At 72.2% G+C, this 14,146-nt stretch carries 13 protein-coding genes; 11 read left to right on the top strand and 2 right to left on the bottom strand.

The window, feature by feature from the left end; genetic code table 11:
* Positions 1-12: 12 nt before the first annotated feature.
* The 4 genes from ACIRB7_RS10230 to ACIRB7_RS10245 all read left to right on the top strand — a co-directional run bounded on the left by ACIRB7_RS10230 (position 13) and on the right by ACIRB7_RS10245 (position 3,278).
* Positions 13-774 carry an SDR family NAD(P)-dependent oxidoreductase gene (locus ACIRB7_RS10230; RefSeq protein WP_403595158.1) on the top strand — a complete coding sequence of 254 codons (762 nt, stop codon included), beginning with the start codon at positions 13-15 and terminating at the stop codon, positions 772-774.
* Entirely contained in the window at positions 771-1,856 is a 1,086-nt protein-coding gene (locus ACIRB7_RS10235) for a threonine aldolase family protein (RefSeq protein ID WP_403596158.1), read from the top strand. The genes ACIRB7_RS10230 and ACIRB7_RS10235 overlap by 4 nt, the downstream gene beginning before the upstream one ends.
* 72 nt (positions 1,857-1,928) lie before the next feature.
* On the top strand, positions 1,929-2,528 hold the full coding sequence (locus ACIRB7_RS10240) for a transglutaminase family protein (RefSeq protein ID WP_403595161.1): 600 nt from the start codon (positions 1,929-1,931) through the stop codon (positions 2,526-2,528).
* A gap of 57 nt (positions 2,529-2,585) precedes the next feature.
* Positions 2,586-3,278, top strand: a complete 693-nt coding sequence (locus ACIRB7_RS10245) for a B3/4 domain-containing protein (protein WP_403595164.1) — start codon at positions 2,586-2,588, stop codon at positions 3,276-3,278.
* Between the two features lie 27 nt (positions 3,279-3,305).
* Here the strand turns inward: ACIRB7_RS10245 and ACIRB7_RS10250 are convergent, their stop codons facing one another.
* Positions 3,306-4,028 (bottom strand): lysophospholipid acyltransferase family protein, encoded by a 723-nt coding sequence (locus ACIRB7_RS10250; RefSeq protein WP_403595166.1) that lies wholly within the window; start codon positions 4,026-4,028, stop codon positions 3,306-3,308.
* Positions 4,029-4,260: 232 nt separating this feature from the next.
* Here ACIRB7_RS10250 and ACIRB7_RS10255 point away from each other — a divergent pair, with 232 nt between their 5' ends.
* The 5 genes from ACIRB7_RS10255 (at position 4,261) to ACIRB7_RS10275 (ending at position 8,771) form a co-directional block, all read left to right on the top strand.
* Positions 4,261-4,605 carry a TlpA family protein disulfide reductase gene (locus ACIRB7_RS10255; RefSeq protein ID WP_403595169.1) on the top strand — a complete coding sequence of 115 codons (345 nt, stop codon included), beginning with the start codon at positions 4,261-4,263 and terminating at the stop codon, positions 4,603-4,605.
* A 197-nt stretch (positions 4,606-4,802) separates the two neighbouring features.
* Positions 4,803-5,327: a flavin reductase family protein gene (locus tag ACIRB7_RS10260; RefSeq protein WP_403595171.1), complete on the top strand. Its 525-nt coding sequence runs from the start codon at positions 4,803-4,805 to the stop codon at positions 5,325-5,327.
* A gap of 198 nt (positions 5,328-5,525) precedes the next feature.
* Complete coding sequence (locus tag ACIRB7_RS10265; RefSeq protein WP_351212235.1) at positions 5,526-6,311, top strand: electron transfer flavoprotein subunit beta/FixA family protein; 786 nt, start codon at positions 5,526-5,528, stop codon at positions 6,309-6,311.
* A 54-nt stretch (positions 6,312-6,365) separates the two neighbouring features.
* Positions 6,366-7,328, top strand: coding sequence for an electron transfer flavoprotein subunit alpha/FixB family protein (locus ACIRB7_RS10270; RefSeq protein ID WP_403595174.1), 963 nt, complete (start codon positions 6,366-6,368; stop codon positions 7,326-7,328).
* Between the two features lie 153 nt (positions 7,329-7,481).
* Complete coding sequence (locus ACIRB7_RS10275) at positions 7,482-8,771, top strand: DUF6986 family protein (RefSeq protein WP_403595177.1); 1,290 nt, start codon at positions 7,482-7,484, stop codon at positions 8,769-8,771.
* A gap of 278 nt (positions 8,772-9,049) precedes the next feature.
* Here ACIRB7_RS10275 and ACIRB7_RS10280 read toward each other — a convergent pair whose 3' ends face one another.
* Positions 9,050-10,033 carry a LacI family DNA-binding transcriptional regulator gene (locus ACIRB7_RS10280; RefSeq protein ID WP_403596161.1) on the bottom strand — a complete coding sequence of 328 codons (984 nt, stop codon included), beginning with the start codon at positions 10,031-10,033 and terminating at the stop codon, positions 9,050-9,052.
* Positions 10,034-10,213: 180 nt separating this feature from the next.
* Between ACIRB7_RS10280 and ACIRB7_RS10285 the strand changes: the two genes are divergently transcribed.
* On the top strand, positions 10,214-11,218 hold the full coding sequence (locus ACIRB7_RS10285; protein WP_403595180.1) for an ROK family protein: 1,005 nt from the start codon (positions 10,214-10,216) through the stop codon (positions 11,216-11,218).
* Positions 11,219-11,412: 194 nt separating this feature from the next.
* Positions 11,413-14,112 carry a class IV lanthionine synthetase LanL gene (lanL, locus tag ACIRB7_RS10290; protein ID WP_403595183.1) on the top strand — a complete coding sequence of 900 codons (2,700 nt, stop codon included), beginning with the start codon at positions 11,413-11,415 and terminating at the stop codon, positions 14,110-14,112.
* The last annotated feature ends 34 nt before the right edge of the window (positions 14,113-14,146 follow it).

Raw genomic sequence — 14,146 nt, forward strand, 5'->3', positions numbered from 1 at the left:
GAGGCGTCGCCCATGAACGCCAACGGAAACGGCGGGCCGCTCGAAGGTGCCGTCATCGCGGTCGCGGGCGCTGCCGGCCCCGCGGGCCGCGCGACCCTGCTGCGCCTCGCCGAGGCCGGTGCGACGGTCGTCGGCTCCGACGCCGACCCGACCCGCCTCGCGGAGGCCGTCGACGCCGCCCGGTACGCCCACGGCGGCGCCACCGTCATCGGCGACACGGTCGATCTGCTCGACCTGGACGCCACGCGCGACTGGGCCGCGAAGACCGAGAAGGAGTTCGGCCGCATCGACGGCCTGGTCCACCTGGTCGGCGGCTGGCGCGGCAGCGGCTCCTTCATGGAGACCGACCTCAAGGACTGGGACTTCCTGGAGAAGCTCCTCGTCCGTACGGTCCAGCACACCTCGCTCGCCTTCCACGACGGCCTCCTCCGCAGCGGCGGACGCGGCCGGTACGCCCTGATCAGCCAGGTCGGCGCGCACAAGCCGCTGGCCAACAACGCCGCGTACAACGCCGGCAAGGCCGCCGCGGAGGCGTGGACCCTCGCCATGGCGGACTCGTTCCGCAAGCTGGGGGGCGACGACGGCCCCCAGGCGGCGGCTGCGATCCTGGTGATCAAGGCATTGGTGCACGACGCCATGCGCGCCGAACGCCCCAACGCGAAGTTCGCGGGCTTCACCGACGTCGGCGATCTCGCCGACGAGATCGCCGGTCTGTGGGACAGGCCCGCCCCCGAAGTGAATGGACAGCGTCTGTGGCTGACCCCCAAGCCGTGACCGCGGCCCTCGGCCCCAGGACCGACGCGCGCCGGCACCACGACCCGTCGGTCCGGGGCTTCGCCAGCGACAACTATGCCGGCGCCCACCCCGAGGTGCTCGCCGCCCTCGCCCTCGCCAACGAAGGCCACCAGGTCGCCTACGGCGAGGACCAGTACACCGAGCACCTCCAGCGCATCATGCACAGCCACTTCGGCCCCAGCGCCGAGGCCTTCCCCGTCTTCAACGGCACCGGGGCGAACGTGACCGCGCTCCAGGCGCTCACCGACCGCTGGGGCGCCGTCATCTGCGCCGAGTCCGCGCACATCAACGTGGACGAGGGCGGGGCGCCGGAGCGGATGGGCGGCCTCAAGCTGCTCACCGTGCCGACCCCGGACGGCAAGCTCACCCCCGAGCTGATCGACCGGCAGGCCTGGGGCTGGGAGGACGAGCACCGGGCGATGCCCCAGGTCGTCTCGATCACCCAGAACACGGAACTCGGTACCGTCTACACGGTCGACGAGATCCGCGCGATCGTCGAGCACGCCCACTCCAAGGGCATGAAGGTCCACCTCGACGGAGCCCGGATAGCCAACGCCGCCGCCTCGCTGGACGTGCCGATGCGCGCGTTCACCAACGCGGTGGGTGTCGACGTCATCTCGTACGGCGGCACGAAGAACGGCATGCTCTTCGGCGAGGCCGTGGTCGTCCTCAACCCCGACGCGGTCAGTCACATGAAGCATCTGCGCAAGCTGTCCATGCAGCTCGCGTCGAAGATGCGCTTCGTGTCGGTACAGCTGGAGGCCCTCCTTTCGAAGGACCTGTGGCTGCGCAACGCCCGCCACGCCAACGCGATGGCGCAGCGCCTCGCGGCGGGCGTGCGCGAGGTGGACGGGGTGGAGATCCTCTATCCGGTCCAGGCCAACGCGGTCTTCGCGCGTCTGCCGCACGAGGTGAGCAGGCGGCTCCAGGAGCGCTTCCGCTTCTACTTCTGGGACGAGGCGGCGGGGGACGTGCGCTGGATGTGCGCCTTCGACACCACGGAGGACGACGTCGACGCCTTCCTCCAGGCGCTGAAGGAAGAGTTCGCCCGCACGCACTGAAAACCGCATGAATATACGGCCGGACGTAAAGTGATTGACTTCCGTCCGGCCATTTCTCTACGCTCGCCTCGCATGGAACTCGTCCAGCAGAGCCCCGACATCGCCGCCTACCTGGCCGCAAGTGACGTCGTCGACCATGAGCACCCCCTGGTCCAGGCGGTCGCGCACCGCCTCTCCGGTGACCACCCTGACGCATACACATACGCCCGAGCGGCCTACGTGTACGTACGTGACACCGTCCCGCACTCCATGGACACGGGTGATCTCCGGGTCACCTGGCGGGCCTCCGACGTCCTGGAGCAGCGGACCGGCATCTGCTACGCCAAGTCCGTCGCGTACGCCGCGCTCCTGCGGGCCCGTGGCATTCCGGCGGCCCTCTGCTACCAGCGGCTCGCCGACGACGACGGCTCGAACCCCGTGATCCACGGTCTCGTCGCGGTCCTGCTGCCCGGCGAGCGGGGCTGGGCCCGGCAGGACGTACGGGGAAACAAGCCCGGCATGGACGCCCAGTTCTCGCTGACGGAGGAGCGGCTGGTGTGGACCGTACGCCGGGAGTTCAATGAAGTGGATTATCCAGTGCTCTACACTGAACCACATCCGGTCGTTCTGGACGCGCTGCGCGCCGCGCCCGACGGGCCGACCCTCTGGCGGACGCTCCCCACGGAGCTCTGACCAGGTACTCCAGCTCCAGCCCCCAGCTCCAGCGAGACTCCAGCGAAACGGCGGACCATGACGCTCACACTCACCGTCTCCGACGAGGTGCGCACCCTCGTCCCCGGCTTCACCGCGCTCGCGATCGAGGCCCACGGTCTGGTCAACGGGCCCAGCGACGAGGCCAGTTCGGCCCTCCTCGACGAGGCCGCGCGGCGGCTCGCCGAGCGTCTCGACGGCCGCACCCCGGACCAGGACCCGCACATCGCCGCCTGGCGCGCCGCGTACACCGCGTTCGGCGCCAAGCCCTCCCGCACCCGCAACTCCGCCGAGGCACTGGCCCGCCGGGCACTCGCGGACGGCGGGCTGCCCCGGATCAACCGGCTCGTCGACGCCTACAACGCGATCAGCGTCGCCCACCTCATCCCGGTCGGCGGCGAGGACCTGGGCAGGATCCAGGGCGCCATGCGCCTGGTCCGGGCCACCGGCGACGAGCCCTTCGTCACCACGGCGGGCGGCGCGGAGACGGTGGAGCACCCCGAGCCCGGAGAGATCGTCTGGTGCGACGAGGAGGGGGTCACCTGCCGGCGCTGGAACTGGCGCCAGGGTCCCCGTACCCGCATCGACGACGACACGGTCGACGCCGTCTTCCTGCTCGAGTCGCTCGCCCCGATGACCCGGGACGAGCTCCTCGCGGCGGGCGCCGAGCTCGCCGAGTCGCTGGGGAAGGTCAGCCCGGGAGCCCGGATCACCGTCCGGGACCCGGAGTAACGGTCCTGCGTTCGAACGGGGAGGCCGTCAGCCCATTTCCTTGACCTGGGCCGGCGTCGGAGCCGTGCCCCCGAGGTGCGCGGGCACCCACCAGGTGTCGCTCGCGTCCTTGGGGCGGACCGGATAGGCGCGCTGCGCGGCCTCCAGGAGCTCCTGGACGCGCTCGCGCAGCCGCCGGGTGATCGCGCCCGCGTACTGGTCGGCAGGCGCCTCGACGGGCTCGCCGACGCGGATCGTCACCGGGATGTGGCTCCGCTTGAAGTTCCGCGGGCGGCCCTTCGTCCACACCCGCTGGGTGCCCCAGAGCGCCATCGGGATCAGCGGGACGCCCGCCTCCTGCGCCAGGCGCGCCGCGCCCGTCTTGAAGCCCTTGAGCGTGAACGACTGGGAGATGGTCGCCTCGGGGAAGACACCGATGATCTCGCCGGCCCGCAGCGACTCGAGCGCGTGCTCGTAGGCGTGCTCGCCCTGCGCACGGTCCACCGGGATGTGCTTCATGCCGCGCATGAGCGGCCCGCCGACCTTGTGCCGGAAGACCGATTCCTTCGCCATGAAGCGCACCAGACGCTTCTGCGGCAGCGCCGCGAGCCCCGTGAAGATGAAGTCGAGGTAGCTGATGTGGTTGCTCACCAGCACCGCCCCTCCGGTCCGCGGGATGTTCTCGGAACCCTGGGTGTCGATCTTCAGGTCGAGTGCCTTGAACAGGGTGAGCGCGGCACCGACGACCGGTCGATAGACGAGTTCTGCCATCGGAGAAAAACCTCTTCTTCGTGTGCCTGGGGATGGGTCGCCCCGCGAAGTTACGCGGCCGTAGGTTTTCGGCTTTGGGCAGATCGTGCCCCATGCGGGCCGCCGTGACCAGTCCAGGCAGCTTCGTACAGGGAGATTCTCGTCACTCGCGGTGGCCGTGGCGGGAATCGAACGCTCCCGTGCGACGCTGCACCGGAAGACATGGCCGAGAGGAAGAGGAAGGGGAAGAGGAGTGACCGAGGAACCGCCCGGACCTGACGCGCCAGGACACCTCGTGCTCGGCTCCGAGGTGCTCGGCGCCGAACTGGGGGAGAGGGCGACCCTCGTTCAGTTCTCCACCGCCTTCTGCCAGCCCTGCCGGGCCACCCGCCGTACCCTCGCCGAGGTCGCCGCGATGGTGCCGGGCGTGGGGCACGTGGAGATCGACGCCGAGGAACGGCTCGATCTCGTACGCGCGCTCGGCATCGCGCGGACCCCCACCGTCCTCGTCCTCGACCGCGCGGGCCGCGTCGTCCGACGGGCCGCCGGGCAGCCGCGCAGGGTGGACGTCATCGCCGCCCTGGGGCGCGCGGTCTGACGCGGTGACACTTCTCCCACATCCCGGTACGCACTTGACTGCACGCCGCAACGATCGTCACCCTGGCGGAGTGCCCCCAGAACTCCTTCTCTACGGCCGGACCCACGTGGACCTGGCCCGCAACGCGAGCGCGCGCTGTCCGGGTCTCTGACGACCCCAGGACTTCTCTCATGCCGCCCTCGCAGAAGGACAACTCCATGACGGTTTCGCCCGAGCTCCGCGCGGTCCCCACCATCGGTGCCCCCCGGCAGGCCTCTCCCGATCTGCTCCGTTCCGTCTTCCGTCGGCACGCGGCCGGTGTCGCGGTCGTCACCGCGCACGGCGAGCGGCCGGTCGGTTTCACCGCGACCTCGCTCAACTCCGTCGCCGCGGACCCCCCGCTGATCTCCTTCGGAGTGGGCACCACCTCCTCCAGCTGGCCCGTGCTCGCCGAGGCCGAACACATCGGCGTGCACATACTCGGCGAGCACCAGCAGGAGCTCGCCGCCACCTTCGCGCGCAGCGGCGCCGACCGCTTCGGCGAGGGGACCCGCTGGAGCCTGGGGCCCGAGGGGGTGCCCGTACTCGACGGCGTACTGGCCTGGATGGTCTGCCGCGTGGTGGCCAGGGTGCCCGCCGGGGACCACCGGATCGTGATCGCGCAGGCGGTCGCGGGCGACCCGGACGGGGCGGGCCGGCCGCTCCTCTACCACCACGGGCGCTTCAACGCGCTGCGCGACTGAGAGTTCCCGCGAGGGTCACTCCGCGCGCGTTGGCCAGATCACATGCCTGAGCGCTTGCTTACTCGTAACGAACTGGGTGTACTGACGAGTAATATCTGGTCGGGGCGTCCGGTGCCCCGACCAGAAACCCGCCCTTCAGGCGCCTATGCTGCGAGCAACAAGGCAGCCCAGTTATGACGATGCAGTAGGAGAGCCGGCGTGAGCTTGAGGATCGTTGTCTGTGTGAAGTACGTGCCCGACGCGACCGGAGACCGCAAGTTCGCGGACGACCTGACGGTCGACCGCGACGACGTCGACGGCCTGCTGTCGGAGCTCGACGAGTACGCGGTCGAGCAGGCCCTGCAGATCGCCGAAGAGGCCGACGACGCCGAGGTCACCGTGCTCACGGTCGGCCCCGAGGACGCCAAGGACGCGCTGCGCAAGGCGCTGTCGATGGGTGCCGACAAGGCCGTCCACGTCGAGGACGACGACCTGCACGGCTCCGACGTCATGGGTACCTCGCTGGTGCTCGCCAAGGCGATCGAGAAGACCGGCTACGACGTCGTCATCGCCGGTATGGCCTCCACCGACGGCACCATGGGTGTCCTCCCGGCGATCCTCGCCGAGCGTCTGGGCGTCCCGCAGGTCACGCTGCTCTCCGAGGTGAAGATCGAGGACGGCAAGGTGACGGGCCGCCGTGACGGCGACACCGCCTCCGAGCAGCTCGAGGCCTCCCTCCCGGCCGTCGTGTCCGTGACGGACCAGTCGGGCGAGGCGCGCTACCCCTCCTTCAAGGGCATCATGGCCGCCAAGAAGAAGCCGGTGGAGTCCCTGGAGCTGGACGACCTGGACATCGACGCGGACGAGGTCGGCCTCGCCGGTGCCTGGACCGCGGTCGACTCGGCCGCGGAGCGCCCGGCGCGCACCGCGGGCACGATCGTCAAGGACGAGGGCGAGGGCGGCAAGCAGCTCGCCGAGTTCCTCGCGGGCCAGAAGTTCATCTAAGGCTCGCGCGAGCCCCTCAGACCGTCCCTTTCGTTCGCAGGAGATTGAAGTCCCATGGCTGAGATTCTCGTCTACGTCGACCACGTCGACGGAGCCGTCCGCAAGCCCACCCTGGAGCTGCTGACCCTGGCCCGCCGCCTCGGTGAGCCCGTCGCCGTCGCGCTCGGCAACGGCGCCGCCGACACCGCCGCCGTCCTCGGTGAGCACGGTGCCACGCGCGTCCTGACCGCCGACGCCCCCGAGTTCGCCGACTACCTCGTCGTCCCCAAGGTCGACGCCCTCCAGGCCGCCTACGAGGCGGTGTCCCCGGCCGCCGTCCTGATCCCGTCCTCCGCGGAGGGCAAGGAGGTCGCGGCCCGCCTCGCGGTCCGCATCGGCTCCGGCATCATCACCGACGCCGTGGACCTGGAGGCCGGCGCGGAGGGTCCGGTCGCGACGCAGTCCGCGTTCGCCGCCTCCTTCAGCACCAAGTCCCGTGTCTCCAAGGGCACCCCGGTCATCACGGTCAAGCCGAACTCGGCCCCCGTGGAGGCCGCCCCGGCCGCCGGCGCGGTCGAGGCCCTCACGGTCTCCTTCGGCCCGCTGGCCACCGGCACCAAGGTCACCTCGCGCACCCCGCGCGAGTCGACCGGCCGCCCCGAGCTGACCGAGGCCGCGATCGTGGTCTCCGGCGGCCGCGGTGTCAACGGCGCCGAGAACTTCGCGATCATCGAGGCGCTCGCCGACTCCCTCGGCGCGGCCGTCGGCGCCTCGCGCGCCGCCGTCGACGCCGGCTGGTACCCGCACGCCAGCCAGGTCGGCCAGACCGGCAAGTCGGTCTCGCCGCAGCTGTACATCGCCTCCGGCATCTCCGGCGCGATCCAGCACCGCGCGGGCATGCAGACCTCCAAGACGATCGTCGCGATCAACAAGGACGCCGAGGCGCCGATCTTCGACCTCGTCGACTACGGCGTGGTGGGCGACCTCTTCGACGTCGTCCCGCAGCTGACCGAAGAGGTCAAGACCCGCAAGGGCTGACCTGCGAGTTCTGTCGCGCCCGGGGGCCGCGTGGTGATGATCACCGCGCGGCCCCCGGCCGTTTCGGACAACCATTGACGCAGGTCCCGACCGACTATTAACTTCGCTATACGGATTGTTGATTCCGTGAAGCGGAAAACAGGAGGATGTGGGATGGGTCAGCAGGAGAAGGTGTCGACAAGCCTCGCGGGCGCGGTCAGCGAGGGCATCAGCGCCTCCCTCGCCACGGTGGACGCCGAGCTGGACCGCCGCTACCCGGGAGACCCCGGCACCCGCCAGCCCGTCCACACCGTCTACGTCCCCGGGAACGTCTTCGACGCCGGCACCATCCGCTCCTGGGGCGACCAGGCCCTCGCCGCGCTCGACGAGCACGCCCCCGACGCCTCCTCCTTCGCCGCCGTCCTCGACCTCTCCGACGACCTCGCCGAAGACGTCTACGGCCGCGTACGCGCCAAGCTGGAGCGCGAGCCCATCGAGGACCTCCGGGTCGACTTCGAGGACGGGTACGGCGGCGCCGACGAGGACCAGGACGCCGCCCGCGCCGCCCGGCTGATCTCGGAGGCGTACGAGAACGGCACGGCCGCCCCGTACATGGGCATCCGGATGAAGTGCATGGAGTCCGCCGTCCGCGACCGGGGCATCCGCACCACCGATGTCTTCCTCACCGGCCTCCTGGAGAACGGCGGCCTCCCCGAGGGGCTCGTCCTCACCCTCCCCAAGGTCACCTATCCCGAGCAGGTCACCGCCTTCGTCCGTCTCCTCGAGGCCTTCGAGAAGGCCCACGGCCTCGACAGCGGCCGCCTCGGCTTCGAGATCCAGATCGAGACCAGCCAGTCCATCCTCGCCACCGACGGCACCGCCGCCGTAGCCCGCATGATCGGCGCCGCCGAGGGCCGCGCCACCGGACTGCACTACGGAACCTTCGACTACAGCGCCTGCCTCGGCGTCTCCGCCGCCTACCAGGCGAGCGACCACCCGGCCGCCGACCACGCCAAGGCGATCATGCAGGTCGCGGCCGCCGGCACGGGCGTACGCGTCTCCGACGGCTCCACCAACGTCCTCCCGGTCGGCTCCACCGAGCACGTCCACGAGGCCTGGCGCCTCCACTACGGCCTCACCCGCCGGGCGCTCTCCCGCGCCTACTACCAGGGCTGGGACATGCACCCGGGCCACATCCCCACCCGTTACGCCGCTGTCTTCGCCTTCTACCGCGAGGGCTTCGAGGCCGCCGCCAAGCGCCTCTCCGCGTACGCCAACCACGCCGGCGGCGACGTCATGGACGAGCCCGCCACCGCCAAGGCCCTCAGCTCCTACCTGCTGCGCGGCATCGACTGCGGCGCCCTCGACACCGCCGAGGTCGACGCGCTCACCGGCATGGACCGCACCGCCCTCGACCGCTTCGCGGCCCCGCGCCGGGGCGACCTCACGGCCTCCGCCGAGTAGCGGGACGGCGGGACGGGATCGCGCTGCCTGCTGGACAGCCGCCCAGCAGGCCGCCTCCGGTGGCGTCCGTCCCCCCGTTGTGGGCAATCGTCCCTCCCCCAGACTCCGTCCGGGGGGACCCCAAGGGCGGGACGGGTGGGCACAACGGGACGGCGCCCTTGGCGGCGCCTCCGCCCCCTGCGCCCCGGTACCCACCAGGACCGTAGCCGTGTGCGGGCCGGTGGTCGGTTTGTGCCCACGTCCCGCCCCGCCGGAATGCCCACAAACCGGGGGCGGTCTCAGACGGCCGGCGGTGCGATCTCGCCCGACCCACGGGCGAGGAGCGTGGTGCCGAGCACCACCCGCTGCGGCGCCTCGTCGGCCCCGTCGAGGCGCCGGAACAGGCGCTCCGCCGCCGTCCGGCCCAGCGCGGCCGCGTCCTGCGCGATGACCGTGATGCCCAGCAGATCGGCCAGCTCGATGTCGTCGAAGCCGACCAGGGCCACCGGTCGCGCGTGCCCGGCGAGGGCCCGGACCACCGTGACCGTGACCCGGTTGTTCCCCGCGAACAGCGCCGTCACCGGCTCCGGCCCGGCCAGGAGGTCCCGTACGGCCGTGCTCACCCGCCCGGGCTCAGTGGACCCCAGCGAGACCCAGTCGTCCCGGACCGGCAGACCCGCGTCCTCCATCGCCGCGCGGTAGCCGCGCAGCCGCTCGGCGGACGTGTGGATACGGGGACGGTCACCGATGAAGCCGATGCGGCGGTGCCCCTGGGCGATCAGATGGGCCACCCCGTCGCGGGCCCCGCCGAAGCTGTCCGAGAGCACGGCGTCGGCCTCGATCAGTCCCGCCGGGCGGTCGACGAAGACGGTGGCGACACCCGCCCTCATCTCGGGCTCCAGGTACCGGTGGTCGTCACCCGCGGGGATGACGATCAGACCGTCCACCCGACGCGCGCACAGGGCGAGCGCCAACTCCTGCTCCCGGTCCGGGTCCTCGGCGCTGGAACCGTTGATGAGCAGGGCCCCGTGCGCCCGTGCGACCTCCTCGACCGCCCGGCTGAGCGGTCCGTAGAACGGGTCGGCGAGATCCTCGAGGACGAGGCCGACAGTCGCCGTCCTGCCCTTGCGCAGGACGCGTGCGCTGTCGTTGCGGCGGAACCCGAGGATCTCGATGGCCTCCTGGACCCGGCGCTCGGTGTCGGGGGTGACCCCCGGTTCGCCGTTCACGACCCGGGACACCGTCTTCAGGCCGACGCCCGCGCGCGCGGCGACGTCCTTCATCGTGGGCCGGTTGCCGTAGCGGTGCTCGGGGCGGCGGGCGATGTCGGCCACGATGTGCGGTTCCTCCGTCGAAGATCGGTGTCGGGTCCCTCGGGGGAAGCATAGGGCCTGGACAACGTTGTCACCGGGCGGGAGACTGTACGGAGCACCGATCCGCCCGCCGCTTGGAGACCCCGCGCCATGCAGACCGATCCCGCCACGGGCCCCGCCGACGGTCTCGTCGTCGCCCTCGACATCGGCGGCACCAAGATCGCCGGCGCCCTCGTCGACGGAGAGGGCCGCATCCGCGCCCGCGCCCAGCGACCCACGCCCGCGCGTGAGGACGGCGAGACGGTGATGGGGGCGGTCGAGGACGTGCTCGGGGACCTCGCGGCCTCGCCGCTGTGGGAGGACGCCGGCGCCGTCGGCATCGGCAGCGCGGGCCCCGTCGACGCGCACCGGGGAACCGTCAGCCCGGTCAACGTGCCCGGCTGGCGCGACTTCCCCCTCGTCGAACGGGTCCATCGGGCGACGGGCGGACGGCCCGTCACCCTGGTCGGCGACGGCGTCGCCATGACGGCGGCCGAACACTGGCTCGGAGCCGCCCGGGGCCACGACAACGCCCTCTGCCTCGTGGTCTCCACGGGCGTCGGCGGCGGTCTCGTCCTCGGCGGCAAGGTCCACCCGGGCCCCACGGGCAACGCCGGTCACATCGGCCACATGGTGGTGGACATGGACGGCGAGCCCTGCGCCTGCGGCGGGCGCGGCTGCGTCGAACGCCTCGCCAGCGGCCCGCACCTCGCCCGCCGCGCCCTGGAGAACGGCTGGCGGCCGGGGTCCGACGGCGATGTCTCCGCCGCCGCCGTGGCCGCCGCGGCACGCGCGGGGGACCCGGTCGCCGTCGCCTCGTACGAGCGGGCGGCCCAGGCGCTCGCGGCGGGCATCGCCGCGACGGCGACCCTCGTCGAGATCGACATCGCCGTCGTCGGCGGTGGGGTCGCGGGTGCGGGCGAGGTCCTCTTCGCGCCGCTCCGCCGCAGCCTCGCCTCGTACGCCACGCTCTCCTTCGTCCGGAACCTGCGCGTCGTCCCCGCCGTCACGGGCACGGACGCGGGCCTGCTGGGCGCCGCCGCGGCGGCTGCGGGGAGTGCGGGCGGGGGAATCGCCCGGCCGGCGGCGGAGGGCCGGCACTCGGCGTCCGGGTGAGGAGGGTGTCCGGGGGACGGGCACCGTCCTGAGCCCGGTTTCACGCGCCTGTTTCTGCGCCGGGCGCAGTCGTGAACGGCGTTCGACGCGCTGTGCGCTCGTCGGATCAAGTGAATCCGAGTGAGTGTGTGTTGGTGCGGTTATGTGACCGGGCACGTTCCGATCAGCGGTCCGCACCGTTGAGAGGGACGTGAATGACGATCCAGGTTACCGAAGTCGAACTGGAAGGCATTCTCCGCCAGGCGCTGGGCGCCACGGGTACGGGGGAGCGCTGGACGGCCGACTCCGACGAGATGTGGTGCCGGGTGACGCCCGGCACCGGGACGCGCCGCGAGCAGGGGTGGAAGCTGCACCTATCGGCGACGGCGGCCTCCGCGCCGACGGTCCTCGAGAAGGCCCTGGACGTGCTGCTGCGGGGGGAGTCGACGTTCAAGTTCGCCCGGTCCCTCGACCAGGTGAGCGCGCTCAACTCCCGCGCCACCCCCCGGGGAAGCTCGGGCAAGTTCATCACCGTCTACCCGAGCTCCGACGACGAGGCGGCCCGGCTCGCCGAGGAGCTGCACCTCGCCACGGCGGGGCTCGCCGGCCCCCGGATCCTGTCCGACCAGGCCTACGCCGCGAACTCGCTGGTCCACTACCGCTACGGGGCCTTCGTAGGGCGGCGCCGGCTGTCGGACGACGGCCTCCTGGTGTGGTTCATCGAGGACCCCGACGGCAACCCGGTGGAGGACAAGCGCACCGGGCAGTACTGTCCCCCTTCTTGGGCGGTCTGCCCCTTCCCCGCCTCGGTGCCCGGCGCGCCACGCGCGGAGGAGAAGACGAGCGGCCCCGTGATGCTCGGGGGCCGGTTCGCGGTACGCGAGGCGATCCGGCACACGAACAAGGGCGGCGTCTACCGGGGCACCGACGCCCGTACAGACGCCCCTGTGGTGATCAAGGAAGCCCGGCCGCACGTGGAGGCCGACGCCTCCGGCTGCGACGTCCGCGACTGGCTGCGCGCCGAGGCCCGGACCCTGGAGAAGCTCAAGGGCACCGGGCTGGCCCCGGAACCGGTGGCGCTGTTCGAGCACGCCGGGCACCTGTTCCTGGCTCAGGAGGAAGTGCCGGGCGTCACCTTGCGGACCTGGGTCGCCGAACACTTCCGCGACGTCGGAGGGGAGAGCTACCGCACCGACGCCCTTGCCCAGGTCGGGCGCCTGGTGGACCTGGTCGCGGCGGCGCACGCCCGCGGCTGCGTCCTGCGGGACTTCACCCCGGCCAACGTCATGGTCCGCCCGGACGGCGAGCTGCGCCTCATCGACCTCGAACTCGCTGTCCTGGAGGACGAGGCCGCCCTCCCGACGAGGGTGGGAACCCCCGGATTCAGCGCCCCCGAGCGCCTGGCCGACGCACCCGTCAGTCCGACCGGCGACTACTACAGCCTCGGCGCCACCGCCTGCTTCGTCCTGGCGGGCAAGGTACCGAACCTGCTGCCCGAGGAGCCCGGGACCAGGGCCATGGAGCAGCGGTTCGCAGCGTGGCTGGCCGCCTGTACGGGGCCGCTCCGGCTCCCGGACGGCCTGACGGAGATGATCCTCGGTCTGATGAAGGACGATCCCGCCGAGCGCTGGGACCCGGCCAGGGCCGGCGAGGCGCTCCGGAGGGCGCTCCCGGCGCGGGCGGAGCACCACACCACACGCCACGCCGCCCCCCACACCGCACTCCACGCGGCGCGGAACGACGGCCGGGACGAAGACCGCGCCGCCACCGTCTCCGGAATCGTGGATCACCTCGTCGACTCGATCGATCCGGCGGACGAGCGGCGGCTGTGGCCCGTGTCCACCATGGCGGGGGAGGCCGACCCGTGCACCGTGCAGCAGGGCGCGGCCGGCGTCCTCGCCGTACTGACGCGGTACTGGGAGCTGACCGGTGACGCCCGCCTGCCGGGGCTCATCTCCACCGCGGGCCACTGGATCGCGGACCGCACCGACCTCCGTTCCACCCGTCCGGGGCTGCACTTCGGCGGCCGGGGAACCGCCTGGGCCCTGTACGACGCCGGGCGCGCCCTCGACGACCGGGCACTCACGGACCACGCGCTGGCCCTGGCCCTCGCCCCGCAACAGGCGACACCCCACTACGACATCACCCACGGCAGCGCGGGCAGTGGACTGGCCGCCCTTCACCTGTGGCACCGCACCGGAGACCCGCGCTTCGCCGAACTGGCGACCGACGCGGCCGACCGGCTGACCGCCGCCGCACGGCGTGACCAGCACGGGGTGGGCTGGCCGGTGCCCGGGGAAGCCGCTTCCCCGGAGGCCGGAGCGCGGTACCTCGGCTTCGCCCACGGATCCGCCGGCATCGGCTGCTTCCTCCTCGCCGCCGCGGCCGTCTCGGAGCGCGCGGAGCACCTGGAGCTCGCGGTGGAGGTGGGCGAGCACCTGGTGGCCGCCGCCGTACTCGTCGGCGAGGCGGCCCAATGGCCCTCACAGGCGTCGGACGTGCCCACGGCCCCGTACTGGTGCCACGGCGCGGCGGGCATCGGGACCTTCCTCGTCCGCCTGTGGCAGGCGACCGGGGACGACAGGTTCGGCGACCTCGCCCGCCGCGCCACGCACGCCGTCACCGAGCGCGCCTCCCGCGCCGCACTCGCCCAGTGCCACGGGCTCGCGGGCAACGGCGACTTCCTCCTCGACATGGCCGCCGCCACGGGTGATCCCGTCTACCGCGCCATGGCCGAAGACCTGGCCCGCCTCATCGTCTGCGAGAGGGCCCAGCGCGACGCCCACGTGGTCTTCCCCACCGAGTACGGGGACGTCTCGACCAGCTGGAGCGACGGATCCGCCGGAATCCTTGCCTTCCTCCTGCGGATCCACCACACCGACCCCCGGCACTGGATGGCCCAGCCGCCGGTCTGAGCGGCAGGAAGTCTGCCGCCCGCTCAACGCAAGA

The sequence above is a fragment of the Streptomyces sp. NPDC093795 genome (genome assembly GCF_044764665.1).
Taxonomy (GTDB): Bacteria; Actinomycetota; Actinomycetes; order Streptomycetales; family Streptomycetaceae; genus Streptomyces.